General features: G+C 62.7%; 6 protein-coding genes (1 of these 6 cut by a window edge). 3 read left to right on the forward strand and 3 right to left on the reverse strand.

The window, feature by feature from the left end; all coding sequences use genetic code 11:
* From AC1RR7_RS21065 to AC1RR7_RS21075, 3 genes are all read left to right on the forward strand, one after another.
* Nucleotides 1–6734: the 3' portion of a non-ribosomal peptide synthase/polyketide synthase gene (locus AC1RR7_RS21065; protein ID WP_493158348.1), read on the forward strand. 6772 nt of this gene lie to the left of the window's left edge; 6734 of the gene's 13506 nt are visible here — the last part of the coding sequence; its start codon lies off the left edge, out of view; the stop codon is at nt 6732–6734.
* Complete coding sequence (locus AC1RR7_RS21070) at nt 6731–9943, forward strand: non-ribosomal peptide synthetase (RefSeq protein WP_493158349.1); 3213 nt, start codon at nt 6731–6733, stop codon at nt 9941–9943. The genes AC1RR7_RS21065 and AC1RR7_RS21070 overlap by 4 nt, the downstream gene beginning before the upstream one ends.
* Before the next feature lie 346 nt (nt 9944–10289).
* Nucleotides 10290–12770: a TonB-dependent siderophore receptor gene (locus AC1RR7_RS21075; RefSeq protein WP_493158351.1), complete on the forward strand. Its 2481-nt coding sequence runs from the start codon at nt 10290–10292 to the stop codon at nt 12768–12770.
* 165 nt (nt 12771–12935) lie between these two features.
* Here the strand turns inward: AC1RR7_RS21075 and AC1RR7_RS21080 are convergent, their stop codons facing one another.
* The 3 genes from AC1RR7_RS21080 to pvdO all read right to left on the reverse strand — a co-directional run bounded on the left by AC1RR7_RS21080 (nt 12936) and on the right by pvdO (nt 19780).
* Entirely contained in the window at nt 12936–17087 is a 4152-nt protein-coding gene (locus tag AC1RR7_RS21080) for an amino acid adenylation domain-containing protein (RefSeq protein WP_493158352.1), read from the reverse strand.
* Between the two features lie 36 nt (nt 17088–17123).
* Nucleotides 17124–18782: a cyclic peptide export ABC transporter gene (locus AC1RR7_RS21085; protein WP_085732444.1), complete on the reverse strand. Its 1659-nt coding sequence runs from the start codon at nt 18780–18782 to the stop codon at nt 17124–17126.
* Between the two features lie 89 nt (nt 18783–18871).
* On the reverse strand, nt 18872–19780 hold the full coding sequence (pvdO, locus tag AC1RR7_RS21090; protein WP_096821156.1) for a dihydropyoverdine dehydrogenase: 909 nt from the start codon (nt 19778–19780) through the stop codon (nt 18872–18874).
* Nucleotides 19781–19816 lie beyond the last annotated feature (36 nt).

Here is a 19816-nt window from a genome sequence, read left to right on the forward strand (position 1 = left end):
TGGAACAACTGGGCGAACAGGCGCAACGCAGCCTCGATCTGGCAAACGGCCCGTTGTTGCGGGCACTGTTGGCGACCCTCGCCGATGGCAGCCAGCGCTTGTTGTTGGTGATCCATCACCTGGCGGTCGACGGGGTGTCGTGGCGGATTCTGCTGGAAGACCTGCAACAGGCGTATCAGCAGTTGCAGGCCGGTCAGGCACTCAAACTGCCGGCCAAGACCAGCGCTGCGAAAACCTGGGCGCAACGTCTGCAAACCTACGCCGCCAGCCCGGCACTGCAAACGGAGTTGGGTTTCTGGCAGGCGCAGTTGCAAGGTGCGAAGGTTGAACTGCCGCTGGATCACGCGGATGGCGCGCTGCAAAACCGCTACGCCGCGAGCGTCGAAACCCGCCTCGACAAAGAGCAGACCCGCCAACTGCTGCAACAGGCACCGGCGGCGTATCGCACACAGGTCAACGACCTGTTGCTGACCGCGCTGGCGCGGGTCATTTCCCGCTGGACCGCCAGCGAATCGACCCTGATTCAGCTCGAAGGCCACGGCCGTGAAGACCTGTTCGATGAACTGGATCTGAGCCGCACCGTGGGCTGGTTCACCAGCCTGTTCCCGGTCCGGTTGACCCCGACTGGTGATCTCGCCGGTTCGATCAAGGCAATCAAGGAGCAACTGCGCGCGATTCCGGCCAAAGGCATCGGTTTCGGTGCGCTGCGTTATCTGGGCGACGACGCGGCGCGTCAGACCCTGCAAGCGTTGCCGATGCCGCGCATCACCTTCAACTACCTGGGTCAGTTCGATGCCGGTTTCGCTGACGATGGTGGCGCGCTGTTCAGCCCGGCCAACGAACCGGCCGGCGCCGAACAGAGCCCGTTGGCGGCGCTGGGTAACTGGCTGACGCTCAACGGTCAGGTGTATGGCGGTGAGTTGAGTGTCGGCTGGACGTTCAGTTCGCAGATGTTCGACACCGCGACCATTCAGGCGCTGGCCGATGCCTACGCGCAGGAACTGAAGGTATTGCTGGAGCATTGTTGCCAGATCGACAACCACGGCGTGACGCCGTCGGACTTCCCGCTGGCGCACCTGACTCAGATGCAGCTCGATTCGCTGGCACTGGCACCGCAACAGATCGAAGACATCTATCCACTGTCGCCAATGCAGCAGGGCATGTTGTTCCACACCCTGTACGAGCAACAGGCCGGCGATTACATCAATCAGATGTGCGTCGACGTTCAAGGCCTGGACATCGAACGCTTCCGTGCGGCGTGGCAAGACGCGCTGGATGCCCACGATGTGCTGCGCAGCAGCTTTGTCTGGGACGGTGAATTCCAGCGTCCGGTGCAAGTCATCCACAAGCACCTGACCGTGCCGTTCAGCGTGCTCGACTGGCGTGACCACGCGGACCTGCCGCAAGCCATCGCCGCCCTGGCGCTGGCCGAACAGCAGCAAGGTTTCGAACTGGGCGCCGCGCCCTTGTTGCGTCTGCGGGTGGTGCGTACCGCTGCCGATGCCTGCCGCCTGATCTACACCAGCCATCACATCCTGATGGATGGCTGGAGCAATTCGCAGTTGCTCGGCGAAGTGCTGCAACGCTACAGCGGTCAGCCACCGGCCGGTGGCGCGGGTCGTTATCGCGATTACATTCAGTGGCTGTCGCGACAGGACGCGCACGTCAGCGAAGCGTTCTGGAACGCGCAACTGGCCGACCTGCAAGAGCCGACCCGACTGGCGCGCGCGTTTACCGCAGTGCAGCCGGTCAAGGGTCATGGTGAGCGTTTCCATGTGCTGGACGAGGTGCGCACCCGCCAGCTCAACGAGTTTGCCCGTGGCCATAAAGTCACCCTCAACACGCTGGTGCAAAGTGCCTGGCTGTTGCTGTTGCAACGCTTCACCGGGCTCGACACCGTCAGCTTCGGTGCGACCGTGTCCGGGCGTCCGGCGCAACTGGCCGGCGTCGAGCAACAGATCGGCCTGTTCATCAACACCTTGCCGGTGATCGCCAGTCCGCGTGCCGAGCAAACGCTGAGTGCCTGGTTGCAACAGGTACAGGCGCAGAACCTCGCACTGCGCGAGCAGGAACACACGCCGCTGTTCGAGATTCAGCGCTGGGCCGGGCAGGGCGGTGAAGCGCTGTTCGACAACATTCTGGTGTTCGAAAACTACCCGGTGTCCGAAGCGCTGCAACAAGGTGCGCCGCAGGATCTGCGCTTTGGCGAAGTAGCCAATCACGAACAGACCAACTACCCGCTGACCCTGGCGGTCAGCCTCGACGCCCAGCTGTCGCTGCACCTGAGTTTCGACCGTGAGCAATTCGACGGGCGTTCGGTCGAGCAACTGGCGACCCAGCTCGATCACCTGTTGCAGCAGATGGTGCAGGCACCGGCGTCGACCCGTCTCGGCGAACTGGCACTGGCGGCCGGGCCGATGCTCCCCGCCATCGACGCGCCGGCCAGCGAACATTGCGTGCATCAGTGGTTTGAACAGCAAGTGGCGCAAACCCCGGACGCCATTGCCCTGATATTCGAAGACCGGCAACTGAATTACGCCGAGCTCAATGCGGCTGCCAACCGCGTGGCCCACGGCTTGTTGCAACACAACGTCGGCAGCGATGTGCTGGTGGGGATTGCGGTTGATCGTTCGATGGACATGATCATCAGCCTGTTGGCCGTGCTCAAGGCGGGCGGCGCCTATGTGCCGCTGGACCCTGGTTACCCGGCCGACCGGCTGCTGGCGATGATCGAAGACAGCGGCCTGCGCCTGATGCTCAGCCAGCAACACCTGCTGGAGCGGCTGCCCGCGGTGGCCGGTGTGCGCACGCTGACGGTGGACGGCGATGCGTGGCCGTTGCTCGACAGCAACCCGACACCTGTCGTGCATGGGCAAAGCCTGGCGTACGTGATGTTCACGTCCGGCTCGACCGGGCGCCCGAAAGGCGTGGGCATCAGCCACGCCACGCTGGCGCGACATACCCGTGTGTCCGAAGCCTACAAAGGCCTGTCGGCCAGTGATCGGGTGCTGCAATTTGCGACGTTCAACTTCGACAGTTTTGTCGAGCAGGTCTACCCGGCGCTGATCTGCGGCGCGGCGGTGGTGTTGCGCGGCAACGAGGTGTGGGACAGCGAAACCCTGTATCAGCAAATTATCGACTGGGACATCAGCATCGCCGACCTGACCACGGCCTACTGGAACGTGGTGGTGCAGGACTTTGCCGACCACGGCCCGCGCGACTACGGTCGTCTGCGCCAGATGGTGGTGGGCGGTGAAGCCATGCCGCCGCAAGGCATCGCGGCGTATCAGCGAGCAGGGCTTGAGCAGGTGCAACTGATCAACGCTTATGGTCCGACCGAAGCGACGGTCACCAGCACCGTGCTCGACTGCGTCGACTACGTGCAGGGCGGCCAGCCGCTGCCGGCGGCATTGCCGATCGGTCACGGTCTGGCAGGGCGCACGATTCATATCCTCGACAGCGCCGGGCTGCCGGTGCCGCAAGGTGTGGTGGGCGAATTGCTGATCGGTGGCGAGCTGTTGGCGCGGGGTTATTTCCAGCGTCCTGACCTGACGGCCGATCGCTTCCTGCCTGACCCGTTCAGCACGGTGGGCGGGCGGCTGTATCGCACCGGCGATCTGGCGCGGGTCAATGCTGACGGTTTGATCGAATACGTCGGGCGTCTCGATCATCAGGTCAAGGTGCGTGGTTTCCGCATTGAACTGGGCGAGATCGAAACGTGCTTGCTGCGTCAGGCCGGTGTGCGTCAGGCGCTGGTGCTGGCGCAGCCGGGGGCGGGTGGTCAGCAACTGGTGGCTTACGTCGTGCCGCACGACGAATCACTGGCCAGCAACGCTGATGCAGCGCTGCTTCAAACACTGCGCGACGGGCTGAAAAGCAGCCTGCCGGACTACATGCAGCCAAGCCATGTCCTGCTGCTGGCGCAATTACCAATCGGCCCGAGCGGCAAGCTGGATCGCAAGGCCTTGCCACTGCCGGACAGCCAGGTGTCGAGCGAAGATTTCGTCGCACTACAGGGCCAACTGGAGCAACAGATCGCTCAGGTCTGGCAGGACGTGCTGGAGCGCGAGCAGATCGGGCGCAACGCGCATTTCTTCGAGGCCGGCGGTCATTCGTTGCTGGCGACCCAGGCCGTCTCGCGCTTGCGCAAGGTCACCGGTCTGACGCTGAGCCTGCGCGATCTGTTCGGTGCGCCGGTGCTCAAGGATCTGGCGGCGGTCATGCAGGCCAATGTCGGGGCCGAGCTGGCGGCGTTCGATTCACGTCAGGTCGAGCTCAAGGCGCACGGCGCCAAGCGCAGCGCGCCGTTGTCGCTGGTGCAGCGCCGCTTGTGGATCGCCGAGCAATTGTCCGGTGACACGTCCGCCTATGGCATGCCGATGGCGTTGCGTTTGCGCGGTGACTTGTCGGTGCAGCGCCTGCTGGCGAGTTTTGCCGAGGTGGTGCGTCGCCATGAGGTGTTGCGCACGGCCTATGTGCAGGACGACGAAGGCGATCCGATTGCCGTGATCGTCGATGAGGTCGAGCTGGATTTCCCGCTGATCGATCTGTCCGGCCTGTCGCGCAGCGATCAGGAAGAACAGGTGGCGCAAGCCGTCCTCGACAACGCCAACACGCCGATCGACATGGAGCAGGCGCCGCTGTTGCGCGGACGCATCCTGCACCTGAGCCCGGGCGAGCACGTGTTGCTGTATTCGATGCACCACATCATTTCCGATGGTTGGTCGATGGGTGTGTTGATCAACGAGCTGGTGGAAATCTACGACCGCGCCAGCGCCGGCGAACCGCATGCCTTGCCGGCCCTCGCCGTGCAGTATTCGGACTTTGCCCTGTGGCAACAGGCGCTGGAACAACAGGGCGTGCTCGGGCAGCAGGCGACGTTCTGGAAAGAACAACTGGCGGGCTACAACGGCCAGCTCAATCTGCCGCTGGACAACCCGCGCGGTGCGACGCCGTCCTACGCTGGCGACGCGGTGCAGTTTGCCCTCGGTGCGCAGTTGAGCCGTGACGTCCGGGCGCTGGCCTCACGGGCCGGTGTCACGCTGTACAGCACGTTGCTGGCGTCGTTCCAGATATTGCTGCACCGGGTCAGCGAAGGCGCCGACGTGTTGGTCGGTGCCGACGTGGCCGGGCGTGAGCGGGCGGAGCTGGAGCGTCTGATCGGCTTCTTCGTCAACGTGTTGCCGCTGCGTTCGCGGTTTGCGAGTGAGGCCTCGTTCAGCGGCTTCCTGACGCAGACCCAGGACACGCTGCTGCAAGCGCTGGAGCATCAGGACCTGCCGTTCGACATGATCGTCGATGCGTCGGGCGTGCCCCGTCACAAGGGCATGAACCCGCTGGTGCAGGTGCTGTTCGTGATGAACAACCTGCCGGGCCGCACCCAGGCCATGGGCGGTTTGAACGTCGAAGCGCTGCCGTCGCTGGAGACCCATTCTAAATTCGACATGGCATTGTTCGTTGACGAAGAAGAAGGGCAATTGCTGGGTAATTGGCAATTCGCCACAAGCTTGTTCGGACATGAGCGCATTCAGTACCTGGTCAAGGCCTGGATAGCCCTGTTGGAACAGATCGTCGCTGATCAGGACATTCAATTGGGAGCTATCAGAATGCCAGTCGACAATTTAGCAGCGGCCACCCGGCCGTCTGCCCCCGGACCCAAGGCCGACAAGCTGGGCAAATTCCTCAAGCGCGGCGCCGCCCCGGTGGCCAAGGCACGCCCGGCGCCGGTGCGTGAATCGTTGATGGCGGCGCCACAACCGTTCCCGCTGCTGGTGGAACCGAACGAGCCGCAACTGGACCTGATCGAATGGATCAAGAACAACCGGCCGCTGATCGAGGCGAAGCTCGCCACCCACGCCGGCATCCTGTTTCGCGGTTTTGAGCTCGATGGCATTCAGGGCTTCGAAGCCTTCGCCGAAGCGATCCAGCCCGGCTTGTACGGCCAGTACGGCGATCTGCCGAAGAAAGAGGGCGGCAAGAACACCTACCGCTCCACGCCATACCCGGAACGCAAGATGATTCTGTTCCACAACGAGAGCTCCCATCAGGACCGCTGGCCGCGCAAGCAGATGTTCTATTGCGAAGTGGCGGCACCGGTTGGCGGCGCGACGCCGGTGGTGGATTGCCGTTTGATGTACGAAAAACTGCCGGCGGATCTGCGCGACAAGTTCGAGGAAAAGGGCCTGCTGTATGTGCGCACCTTCACCGACAAACTGGATGTTTCGTGGCAGCACTTCTTCAAGACCGAAGACCGCGCCGAAGTCGAGGCCCGTTGCCGGGCCGGCGGTATCGAATGGCGCTGGCTGGACAACGACGAACTGCAAACCCGCACCCCGGGCCCGGCGATCATTCGCCACCCGGTGACCGGTGCGAAATCGTTCTTCAACCAGGTGCAACTGCACCACATCTACTGGCTGGAGCCGGATGTGCGTGAAGACCTGTTGTCGATGTTCGGTCTGGAGCGCATGCCGCGCCACGTTTACTACGGGGATGGCACGCCGATCGAAGACGAAGTGATGCAGCGCATCGGTGAGCTCTACGAAGCCTGCGCCGTGCGGTTCGACTGGCAGAAGGGCGACGCCATTCTGCTCGACAACATGTTGGTGGCGCATGCCCGCGATCCGTTCGAAGGCCCGCGCAAGATTGTCGTGGCCATGGGTGACATGTTCGACCACAGCGACTTGCAAGGCGCCCGTGGCGAGCCGGTCCGCGCAACCGAAGGAACAGAGGCATGAACGAGGTGGTGATGGAACAACAGGACGTGGGGCAGGCGTTGACCCCCGAGCAACAGATGCTCTGCGATCAACTGCCTGGCGCTGCATGCTGGGCCGATGCCGCACGTTTCCTGCGCATCGATATTTCCGGCGAGCTCGACGTGGCGCGCCTGCAAGCGGCCTTCGACCAGGTGCTGGCACAGCAACCGATGTTGCTGGCCCGGCTGGCCAAGGCCCCGGGTTTTCATGGCCTGCGCCAGTTCACCGACGTCGCCGAGCGCTTTCCGCTGACGGTGCAAAACGCACCGGCCAGCGAAGCGGAGATTCAGGCGCAATTGACCGAATGGGCGCAGCGCGCCTTTGTGCCCGGCGAGTCAGTCGGTGTGCAAGCGGTGTTGTACGCGCTGCCCGAACAGCGTTGGACGCTGCTGCTGGGCGCGGCCCGTCACAGTCTGGACGACAACGCGCTGACGCTGGTCTATCAGCAGTTGCTGCGCGCGTATGAACAGCGTGAGTGGCCTGAAGACGAAGAGGCAGGCGAGTTCGGTCAGTACCTGGAATGGCGCAGCGAAGTGATCCTCGACGAGGATGCCGCGACCGCCCGGGCGTATTGGCAGGCACAACTCAATGGCGTCGATGCGACCCTGTCGACGCCTTGGCTGGCGGCGCGCGAATCCACGGTGTCGGGCGCTGATTCGGCGAGCCTCAGCAAGCCACTCGACGCTTCATTGGTCGCGGGGCTTGAACGTCTGGCGCAGACCGTTGCACAACCGGTTGCAGTGCTGATGCAAAGTGCCTGGTGGTTGCTGCTGGCGCGTTTGAGCGGTCGCGATGAAGTGCTGATGGGTTGGCGCCACGATGGTCGTGAAGACTATGAGTATTTCTCTGGCGCAATCGGCGTGTTCGAGAAAACCCTGCCGCTGAATCTGCCTGTGGATGCCGAACAGTCATTCACGCAATGGCTGCCGACAGTCGCCGCGCGCCTGGAAGAACATCGGCTCTGGCAGGAATACTGGGCCCCTGAACTGCAACCTGCGGCTGCGCGCCCGGCCTATGGTTTTGCGTTGCATCGTCAGGCACAGCCGGTGGCGATCGGCGCGACTCGCTGCACAGCGCAACGGGTGGAGACCGGGCGTGGTGGCGTGTTCGAGTTGCTGTTGCAAGTGCAGTTGAACGCGGAAAACGTGGCCAGCGCGGTGGCGCTGGAATATGCCGCGCAGCGCTACAGTGCGGCGTCGATGCAAGTGCTGCTGGATCAATACGTCACGCTGCTGGGCCAACTCGTGGCCGACGCACACGCGCCGCTGAATGCGATCAGCCTGCTGACCGAGGCCGAGCGTCAGCGCTTGCTGTCGATCAATCCGTCGGCGCATTCCTGGGCCGATACCCCGTTGCTGCCGCAACGCATCGCCGAATGGGCGCAGTCCACGCCAGAAGCGCTGGCACTGACCGATGAGACCGGCCGCCTGAATTACGCGCAGTTGCAGGCGCAGGTCGAACGACTGGCGGCGGGGTTGCATGCCGAGGGTGTGGGCCGTGATTCGATCGTCGCGCTGGCTTTGCCGCGTTCGGCGGCGCTGGTGGTGGCGATGCTCGCGATCTGGCGAGTCGGCGCGGCGTATCTGCCGCTGGATCGCCAATGGCCGCTGGCCCGTCAGCAACTGATGCTCGAACAAGCGCGTGCCGGCCTGTTGTTGACCGATGCCGCGCAGATCGCTGAATGGCACGACAGCGTGCTGCCGGTGCGTTCTATCGATCAATTGCTGGCAGCGGATGCAGTCCCGGTTCCGGCCCATGAAACACAAGGCAGCGATCTCGCTTACGTGCTGTTCACTTCGGGTTCTACCGGTACTCCGAAAGGCGTGTTGATCGAGCACCGTCATCTGCTCAATTACACCGCCAGTGTCAGCACGGCACTGGGGCTGGACGGTCACCGGCACTTCGGTCTGACCTCCACGGTGGCGGCGGATCTGGGCAACACCACGTTGTTCGGCGCGCTGTTCAACGGGGCGGCGCTGCACGTGGCCAGTGATGAATGCATGCAGGATGCACAGGCATTCGCCGGCTATCTGCAAGAGCATGCCGTCGACTGCCTGAAAATCGTGCCGTCGCATCTGGCTGCGCTGCTCGACAGCGACACGCCGCGTTTGCCGCGAACTCTGGTGCTGGGCGGGGAGGCGATTGCCGCACCGCTGATCCAGCGCATCGCGCAGGTGCGTGGCGATTGCCAGGTGTTCAACCACTACGGCCCGACCGAAACCACGGTCGGCGTGATGGTGCACAAGGTTGCGCCGGGGCAGGGCGCCGGTCTGCTGAGCCAGGTGCTCGACAACAATCAGGTGTACGTGCTCGACGCGCAGCTGCGATTGGCGCCGGTCGGTGTCGTCGGCGAGTTGTATGTCGGCGGTGCGCAGCTGTTTCGCGGCTACGTCAATGTCGAAGCCGAGGCGGGACTGTTGATCGACAACCCGTTCATCAACGGTGAACGCCTGTATCGCACCGGCGATCTTGCGCGCTACTCGCCTGAAGGCGCGATTGTCCTGCACGGGCGGCGCGATCATCAGATCAAGGTGCGCGGTTTCCGCATCGAGCTGACGGAAGTCGAGGCGCAATTGCTGCGCCAGCCATCCGTGCAGGAAGCGGTGGTGATTGCCGGGGACAGTTCTGAGCAAGGTTTGCAGGCGTTTGTCGTGGCCCGCGAATCCCTGGCGGCGGACAGTCTGCGTGAGCAACTGGCGCAGCAACTGCCGGCGGTGATGGTGCCGCAGCAGATTCGCTTCATCGAGCGCCTGCCACGGTTGGCCAACGGCAAGATCGATCGCAAGGCCTTGCAGCAACTGGCCGATCAAGGTGTCGACGACGATTACGTCGCGCCGCGTGATGCTCTCGAAACCTTGCTGGCCGGGCGCATGGCGCAGCTGCTCGGGCAGGATCGCCTGAGCATCGAACGCGACTTTTTCGCCGCCGGTGGTCATTCGTTGCTGGTGATCAAACTGGTTGCGGGTATTCGCAAGCTGTTGCAGTGCGAAATCCACCCGGGTGTGGTTTTCGACCATCCGACCGTGGCCGGGCTTGCGCAAGCGTTGCGTGGCCAGGAAGCGAGTCCCGGGCAACTGGACAAACTGGCTCAGGCGCGGGTGCGTCTTGAGTCCATGAGCCCCGAGGAAAAAGCCCTGCTGACCGAAAAGGCCCGGCAGTTGCAAGCCGCCAAGGTGGCCCAGGACGTTTAACTGTCCGCCCAGGAAAAACCGTCGCCTCAGTGCGACGGTTTTTTTTAATTTATTTCACAAATGATAAACAAACGCATTCCGGTTTTTCCGGTCTGCTCCGTCTTACTAACGTAAGCGCGTGAAATGACTCGAAAAAGGGCCTTTTCAGTCAGGTTTTCACGCGGCAACAAACGGATTTCTTACGCAACCCATGACCGGCTCGCGCCACTGCGCGGGCGACTGCTGCCCGGGGAGGGGCCAGTCGATCGATTCACATGATTGAACGATCCCGGCACGCGGGTGTGCATTTCGAGGGGCGCTCGGCGGCCCGCAGGCTTTTCCACTTCGACCAATAATAGAGAGCACAATGTCCGCAATTCACGAATTGAAACCCCTGTTCAAGGCCCTGGTGATTTCCCGAACGTTGCGCTCGCGCTCTGTACTGGCGGGGATGGGCATGGCGTGCCTGCTGCCGCTCAGTGCTCAGGTCCAGGCCGAAGACAAAGCCTTCAATATCGCGGCACAGTCCCTGCCACAGGCGCTGCAAGCGTTTGGCGAGCAGAGCAACATGCAGGTCATCTACAGCGCCGATGATCTGGCGGGCCTCAAGAGCTTTGCAGTCAAAGGCAACATGACCCCGGAGTCGGCCATCGGCCAGCTCCTGCGCGGCACCGATGTGCGTTTCACCGTGGAAGGCAACACCCTGATGCTGGTGCGCAGTGGCAGCGCCAAAGGTCTGGAACTGGGTGCCACCACGATCAACGCCACCGCGCTGGGCACCACCACCGAAGGCACCAATTCCTACACCACCGGTGCCGTGACCATCGGCAAGGGCCAGCAAAAACTCAAGGACATCCCGCAGTCGGTCAGCGTCCTGACTCGCAAGCGCATGGATGACCAGAACATCAGCAACCTGACCCAGGCCGTCGAAGCCACCACCGGCCTGACCGCGCTGAAGTCGCCAGGCCCGGGTATCTTCATTTACTCCCGTGGTTTCGACATCGAAGCGATCCAGTACGACGGCGTGCCGATCCCGCGCAACGTGTATGCGCTGGGCAGCTACATCACCGAAAACATGGCGATCTACGACCGCATGGAAGTGATCCGTGGCGCGGCCGGTCTGCTGCAAGGCGCGAACAGCCCGGGCGGCGCGATCAACATGGTGCGCAAACGTGGCCAGGCCGAACCGACCGTGACCCTCACCGCCAAGGCGGGCAGCTGGGATCGTTATGGCTCCCAGGCTGACGTCGGTGGCCCGTTGAACGATGCCGGCACCATCCGTGGTCGTGCAGTGGTCAACTATGAAAAAGACCACTCGTTTACCGACTACGCCTGGAACTGGGAACAGACCGTGTACGGCGCCCTGGATTTCGACCTGGACGAAGACACCGTGCTCGGCATCGGTTTCAGCAACAAGAAGAGCCACGGCCGTCCGTATCTGCTGGGCCTGCCGCGCTACGCCGACGCGAGCAACATCAACCTGCCGCGCTCGACCTACACCGGTGCAACCTGGAACCGTTCGATGAACGACCAGACCGCGGTGTACGCCGACCTTGAACACCACTTCAACGACAGCTGGAAAGTCAAAGCGTCGGCCATCGCCATGAACGAATCGAACGAGGCGACTTATCAGTTCGTTGCCGGCGTGGTTCCGGTGGGCGGCAGCACCGGCCCGCGTTTCTCCGATTACTCGACTGACTTCGCCAACAAGAACCGTGCGTTCGACATCTACCTCGACGGTCAGTTTGAAGGCTTCGGCTTCAAGCAAGGCCTGACCGTGGGTGCCAACTACTCCAAGTTCACCAGCGATGACAAATACGCTCGCCAGTTCACGCCGGGCGTAGACATTTTCGACATCGATCACAACCGTCCGCAGCAGTCGTTCGACATGATCGCCGACAACGCCAACCTGGCCGTGAGCACTTACGATGTTCGCCAGAAAGGCCTCTACGGCAGTTACAGGATCAACCTGACCGACCCGCTGACCCTGATCCTCGGTGCGCGTACCAGCTGGTATGACTTCTCCTTCGACCAGGACAACTACTTCGCCCGCGAACTGCAGGAAGGCGGCGAGAAGAACTCGATCAAGAGCACCGGCCGTGTAACGCCTTACGTCGGCATGGTGTATGCGCTGAACGAACAGTGGTCGGCCTACGGCAGCGTTGCCGAAGTGTTCATTCCGCAAACCCAGCTGACCAAAGAGAAGACCGCGCTCAAGCCGATCGAAGGCACCAACTACGAGCTGGGTATCAAGGGCGAGCTGATGGATGGCCGCTTCAACACGTCCCTGGCGTTGTTCCGCTACATCCAGAAAAACCGCGCCGTGTCTGACCTGACCACCGACATCGAAGGGCCGGAGGCCTGCAACGGCTGGTACTGCTCGACAGCGTCGGGCAAGGTTCGCAGCCAGGGTCTGGAAGCGGAAATCGCCGGCGAACTGTTCGATGGCATGCAGATTTCCAGCGGCTATACCTACAACACTACCAAGTTCCTCGAAGACTCCGACCTCAAGGGCAAGCGCTTCGCCACCGGTACGCCGATGCACATGTTCCGCCTGTGGGGCGACTACACCCTGCCGGGTGATTTCCACAAGGTCAGCGTCGGTGCCGGCGTGAATGCCCAGAGCAGCACGGTCAGCTTCGACCGCAGCTTCGATCTGCCGGGCTTTGCCATTTGGGGTTCGCGCGTTGCCTACCAGGCTACCGACGAGGTCAACCTGGCCGTCAACCTGAACAACATGTTCGACAAGCGCTACATCATTCCGGCCTTCGCCCAGATCAACAGCAACAGCTACTACGGCGATCCGCGTAACGTGATGTTCAGCGTGACGTACAAACCGCAGTTCTGATCCACCGGTAATACCCGAACCCGGTCTGTCATTGCAGGCCGGGTTTTTTATTGCCCGGAAGAAATCGACGGCGCCTGGTTTCTGCGGCAGATGAACGAAAGGCCCTCCAAAGAAAAACCCCGTCAATCAAGGATTGACGGGGTTTTTGGGGCTTGCGCGGAGGGCTTAGTGCACTCGACTGTTGCTCAGGAAAGTGTCGATCAGGGGTTCGAGCAATTCATCCTGGAAGATCATGCTGCGGTGTTCCAGTGGTGACAGCTGCGAGCAGTTCAGTTCGCCCGATTGGCTGTAGCGCTGGATCAGCGCCTGGCTGAAGGCCAGTTCCTCTGCGGTTTTTTCCGGCACCGCCCACCAGCAACTCGGTTTGACCCGAAGTGACTTGTAGGTGAAGGCCTCGAAGGCTTCCACCAGACGCTCGTGGACCGAGAACGCCTGGGCGTTCATGACTTCACTCTTGATGTTCTGCACGGTGGCCAGCAAGTCACCTTGCCCCGGCTCGACCTGACCGGCCGCCCAGTCATAGAAGTCTTTGACGCTGCCATGCGGCGACGTTTGCAGGTAGGCGGTGGTGCGCAGTGCCAGGGTCGGGAACAGCAGGTTGAAGTAGTGCACGGCGTCGAGCACTTCTTCCGAGGTGACGCCGAGCGCTTCGTCATCCGCTCGCTGGAAGCGTGGCAGGTCGGCAGGGAAGGCCGAAGCCGGCACGGTACCGTCGACCAGTCCCAGAAACGCCACTTCATGACCCTGAGACTCCAGTGTCGCGGCCACGTCCATGGCCAGTGGACCACCCAGCGACCAGCCCATCAGGTGATAAGGCCCCTGCGGCTGGGTGTCGACGATTTCACGGCTGTAGTCGGCGATCATCTCCGACCAGGTTTGCGCGTTGTTGTGTTGCTGCGAGAAGCCGCGATGCATCACGCCGTAGACTTTCGCCCGGTTGTTCAAGCGTTTGGCCAGTGGCTGATAGCAGAACACGATACCGCCGCTGGGGTGCAGGCAGAACAGTGCCGGTGCGTCGGCCGGTGCGTTGTTGAGTTCGACCACGCATTGCGCGGTTGCGAAATGCTGGCGGGCGACGAAAGCGGACAGTTCGGCGATGGTCGGGTGGGCCAGCAGCTCTTGCAGACGTACTTCGATGTCGAGCTGCGCCTTCAGTTGAGCGATCAACTGGATCGCAAGAATCGAATGGCCGCCCAACTCGAAAAAGTTGTCGGTCGTCCCCACGCGCTCGATGTTCAACGATTGCTGCCAAAGACTGGCCAGCGCTTCTTCCAGCGGATTGCCCGGCGCCACGTAGGTTCGTTGCCAGAGGCTGGCATCCGGTTCCGGCAGGGCCTTGCGGTCGAGTTTGCCGTTGGCGTTCAACGGGAAGCGCTCAAGGAACAACAGGTGCGCAGGCACCATGTAATCGGGCAATTGCGCCCGCAGAGCAGCGATCAGGGTGTCGCGCAGTTCCGTCGAATCCGGTGCGATGACGTAGGCCACCAATTGCAGACCGCTCGGGCCGTCGTGGGTGAGCACCGCGCAATCCTGCACCTGCGGCTGATCGAGCAGACGCGCTTCGATCTCGCCCAGTTCGATGCGGAAACCACGGATTTTTACTTGATGGTCGATCCGTCCGACGTATTCGATGCTGCCGTCGTTGCAGTATTTCGCCAGGTCGCCGGTACGGTACAGACGCCCACCCGGAACGCTGTCGAACGGGTCGGGGATGAAACGCGTGGCGGTCAGGTCGGTGCGGTTCAGGTAACCCCGGGCCAGCCCGGCACGACCGATGTACAACTCGCCGGTGCAGCCTTTGGCGACCGGGTTGAGGCCTTCATCCAGCAGGTACCAGGACAGGTCGGCAATCGGCACGCCGATGGGGCTGGCAGACTCGATATTCAGGTCGCCCAGCGACAGCGGCCGGTAGGTGACGTGAACCGTGGTTTCGGTGATGCCGTACATGTTGATCAGTTGCGGGGCCTGATCGCCGAAGCGTTCGAACCAGGGGCGCAGGCTTTTCACCTCGATCGCCTCACCGCCGAAAATCACGTAGCGCAGCTGCTGGGTCAACGGCTGGTCGGCTTCGCAGGCGACTTTCATCAGTTGTTTGAACGCCGACGGCGTCTGGTTCAGCACGCTGACTTTTTCCTCGCAGAGCAGCGTGTAGACGTCTTGCGGCGAACGGCTGACGGCGTGGGGCACGATTACCAGGCGACCGCCGTACAGCAGCGCGCCAAAGATCTCCCAGACCGAGAAGTCGAAGGCATAGGAATGGAACAGGCTCCAGACATCGTTCTGATCGAAGCCGAACCAACCGCTGGTGGCTTCGAACAGGCGCACCACGTTGTGATGCGCGAGCAGGGCGCCCTTGGGTTTGCCGGTTGAGCCGGAGGTATAGATCACGTACGCCAGATTGTCCGGCTGCACGGCCACGTCGGGGTTGTGCTCGGCGGCGTCGCTCAGGTTCGTGGCGTCGTCGAGCAGCACGCAGCGCACGTGGGCCGGCAATGGCAATTGTTCACGCAGATGGGACTGGGTCAGCACCCAGTCGATGCGGCTGTCTTCGATCATGTAGGCCAGGCGATCAGCCGGGTAGGCCGGGTCCAGTGGCACATAGGCGCCACCGGCCTTGAGAATCGCCAGCAGGCCGATCAGCATCTGCGGCGAGCGCTCGGCGGCGATGCCCACCAGCACGTCCGGGCCGACACCGTTGGCGATCAAACGGTGGGCCAGACGGTTGGCCTGGCGGTTGAGCTCGGCGTAACTGACCTGTTGTTCGCCGAAGGTCAGGGCGATGGCGGTGCCATTGCGCGCGACCTGCGCTTCGATCAACTGGTGCAGGCACAGCGACGGGGCGATTCGGGTCTGCTGCGGGTTCCATTCGGCGAGGGTCTGCCGATGCTCTTCGGCATCAAGCAACTGCAACTCGTCCAGGCGCAAATCGGGGCGGGCGATCAGTTGCAGCAGCAATTGCTGCCAGTGCCGGGCCAAGCGCTCGATGGTGGCGGGGGTGTAGAGGTCGCGGCTGTATTCGAACGTGGCTTGCAGGTTCTGCGGGCTGAAGTCGATGTCCAGCGACAGGTCGAACTTGGCCTGGCTTTCGCCGGCATCGAGAAATTGCAGGTTCAGCCCGCCCCATTCCACGGCCGCCGGCTCGCCGCCGCCCGTGCGCCAGTTGAACAACACCTGGAACAGCGGATTGAGCGAGGTCGCACTGCCGCGTTGCAGTTGATCGAACAGCAACTCCAGCGGGTAATCGGCGTGTTCCAGTGTCGCCAGCGAGTGCGCGCGCAAGGCTTGGAGAAAATCCCGCGCTGGTTGCTGACCGTCGAGCGTCGCCTTATACACCTGGCTGCTGACAAAAAAGCCCACCAGTTCCTGGCTGTCACTGCGGTTGCGGCTGGCATTGGGCACGCCGACGGTGAATTCGCGCTGCTGGCTGTAACGGCCGAGCAGCAGTTGCCACGCGCCCATCGCCAGCACGAACGGGGTCAGGCCCTCGTGCTGGCAGAAACGGTTGAGGGCTTGCAGCGCTGTGGGCGCAAGGCTCAGGGAATGACGCCCGGCCAGGTGTTGCTGGCCTTCGGCGCGGGCATGATCGACCGGCAGCTCAAGCACCGGCAGTTCTCGACCCAGGTACTGGCGCCAGTAATGGTCGGCGCGCTTGCAGGCCACGCCGTCGAGGTACTCGCTGCGTTGCCACTGCGCGTAGTCGCTGTACTGGATCGGCAACTCGCTCAGTACCGGGCTGAGGCCGGCGCTGGCCTGCGCGTAGGCGCGCGCCAGATCCTGCATGAGGATTGCGTTGGACCAAGCGTCGGACACGATGTGGTGCATGTTCAGCAGCAACACATGTTCACGCTCGGCGGTCTTGACCAGGGTGGTGCGGATCAGCGGTGCGCGGCTCAGGTCGAACGGTTGCAGGGCCTGGGTTTGCAAGCGTTGTTCCAGGTGCAGGCGACGGGTGTCCTCATCCAGCGAGGAAAGGTCCTGGCGCTTGAGGTTCAGGCGTGTCTGGCGCTCGACCACCTGGGTCGGCACGCCGTCGATTTCGCGAAACGCACTGCGCAGGATGTCGTGGCGATCGATCACCGCGTTGAGCGCGGTTTCCAGCGCCTGCGGATCGAGGTCACCGTCCAGGCGCAGGGCGCGCGGCAAGTTGTAGGCGGCATTCGCCGGTGCCTGTTGCTGCACCAGCCACAGGCGCTGCTGGGCGTACGACAGCGGCGCCCGGTCCAGGCGCGCGCGGCGGGTGGCGACCGGGTCTGGCTCGACGGCGTCGGCATCGGCCAACAGCAGCGCCAGCAGGTCATCATCAAGAAGTTCGTTCATGGCTTTCTCTTAACACTCGACAGGGGCGGGCCCGGCTCAGCAGACGGCTGCCGGGGCTTTTTCGCTGATGACCTGGCCGCCTTGCATGCGCACCAGTTGGTCGGCGACGTCGAAATAACGGTCGTCGTGGGAGATCACGATGATGGTCTTGCCCAGGTATTTGAGTTCCGGCAGCAGCTCGGTGTAGAAAATCCGCCGGAACACCGGGTCCTGATCCGCTGCCCATTCGTCGAACACCAGCACCGGACGTTCCTCCAGCCAGGCGTTGAGCAGGGCCAGACGCTTGCGCTGGCCGGTGGACAGGTCGGTGGTGCTGAACGCGCCATCGCGAATGCTGACCTTGTGCGAAATCTCCAGGCGTTCGAGGTAGCGGTTGGCGTCCTCGGGCACTTGTTGATCGCCTTGCACCAGTTCGTCGAACAGGTAGTAGTCGGCAAAAATCGTGGTGAACAACTGACGGTAATCGTCACGGTTCTCGGCCACCACAGGCGCACCGTTGAGCAGGATTTCCCCGCCCTTTGGCGCATACAGCCCCAACAGCAATTTGATCAGGGTGGTTTTACCGCCGCCGTTCTCGCCGACGATGAACACGATTTCACCCTGACGGATCGACAGATTGACCGGGCCGAGGGTGAATGGTTTGTTGTTGTCCACGGCGGCAAAGGCGTAGTGAACGTCACGCAGTTCCAGATGCTCGACCACCGGTTTGGCGCTGGCGGTGTCGCTCAGCAGCAGGTGGGGTTCCGGGGAGGAAAACTGTTCCGCCAGATCGGCAATGCGTTTGAAGGCGATGTTGGCGCGACTGACCACCGGCAGGGTGGTCACCAGGTATTCCAGCGGGCCTTTCATGTACAGCAGCACCAGCACGAAACCGCTGAGCACCGCTTTGTCGGTGCCCAGCCAGAAGGATTGCAGGGCGAGTGCCAGGCCGATCACCACGAAGAACAGCATCGAGCCAAACGTCTTGGCGACCACGAAGGTGTTGATCGAACGGATGTGCGTGTTGCAGATGTAATCGGCGGTGCCTTCGATGCGCTGGCTGAACATGCGCTGACGGCGTGGGCGATGGATGCGCAGTTCCTTGGCACCGGCCGCGATGGCGCTGTAGTGCTTTTGCAGTTCGTCTTCGGCTTCACGGGCGGCTTCGAAACCCTTGATGCCTTTGGCCCGGGCGACGTACTGCACGACGGTGCCGATGATGATCGCCACCAGCAACAGAGCGAACATCGGCACCGAGAGGTAGGCCAGGTAACCCAGGCAACCGAGGGTGACGGTGAAGGCGATGGCCAGCGGCGCGAAGGAAAACGCGAAGTCGCTGACGGTGTCGACGTCGTGGGTCAGCACCGGGATCAGGCGATGGCTGCGGAAGCGTTCGATCTGTTCGATCGGCGCCAGCAGGACTTTTTCGCCAAGGGATTTTCGCAGTCCGGCAATGATGTGCTGGCCGACATGGTTGGTGCCGATGTCGGACAGGATCGAGCTCAACAGTGCCAGTGCACAGAGCCCGGCGAAACTGGCGAGCACGCCCAGCGACGGGCTGCCGTTGGCGTTCAGGGCGTCATTGATGGTCGCCAGCAACGCCGTGACGCTGAGGCCGCCGACCATGCCGAGCATGATCGAGATCATGACCACCAGCCAATAGGGCTTGAGCAGACTGAGAACTTCGCTGATGGCGCCACGGGATTTAGTGGTCATGGGGGGGATTCCGCTTTTGGAGGCCGCTGGGGGCGATGATTCGAGAAAAACCGGGAGGGCGTCGACCCGATGGCCGACGCCGGGGTGGATCAGAGGTCGCGGGCTACACGAAAGCCCAGCCAGTCGCCCCGCACTTTGGGGTAGACCGCGTTGCGGTTGCCGGAACGCGAGAACACCGGCGCTTCGCCCCAGTCATTGCCGCGGATGCGCTGGATGGTGCAGTCGCCGCTCCGCCACGCGCTGCCGTCACTCGGGGCACCGACGTAGTTTTCGTTGTAGCAGTCGGCCGTCCATTCGTAGACGTTGCCGTGCATGTCATAGACGCCGAAGGCGTTGGCCGGAAAGCTGCCGGCCGGTGCGGTGAAGTTGTAGCCATCGGCCGCGCCGTAGGTGTTGGCGTGTTTGGCGATGCTGTATTCCTTGCCCTCATCGAACGGGAACGGGAAGGGTCCGGTGCTGCCGGCACGCGCGGCGTATTCGCGCAGAGACTCACTGACCAGACGGTATTGTTTGCCGGTCTTTTTCGAGAGCCACGCCACGTACGCGTTGACCTCGGCGAAGTCCATGCACACGGCCGGATGCCTGTCGGTGTACTGCTTGCGCGGGTCGCTGCCCGCATAATCCGGAATCCCGGCCTTGCACGCGCGGCCCTCGCGATCATCACCGTCGGGCATCTGATAACCGGTGTCCTTGAGGTAGGCGTCCCACTGGCCCCGAAGGACCTGGAAGCGGCTGATGGCCAGCGGTTTGGCGAACGTCACCGGGTGCATCGGGCCTTCGTCCGGTTCGCGGCCGACTTCGTCTTCCGGGGTGCCCATGGTGAACGTGCCGGTGGGCAGCACGACCATTTCCGGGCAGTCCTTGCAGTCTTTGAACACCTTGCCCGGCTGCAGCGGTTCAGCCGCCTGCGCCAGCCCCGGCAACAGGCTGGCGAGCAGCGCGGCCAGGGTCAGCGCGGGGAGCGACTTGATGGAAAAACTACGTAGCTCACTGTTCATCATTTCTCTCGATAACAGGTTTAAAGGAGTTCGCGG

The organism is Pseudomonas sp. GW821-FHT11G12 (genome assembly GCF_058808055.1).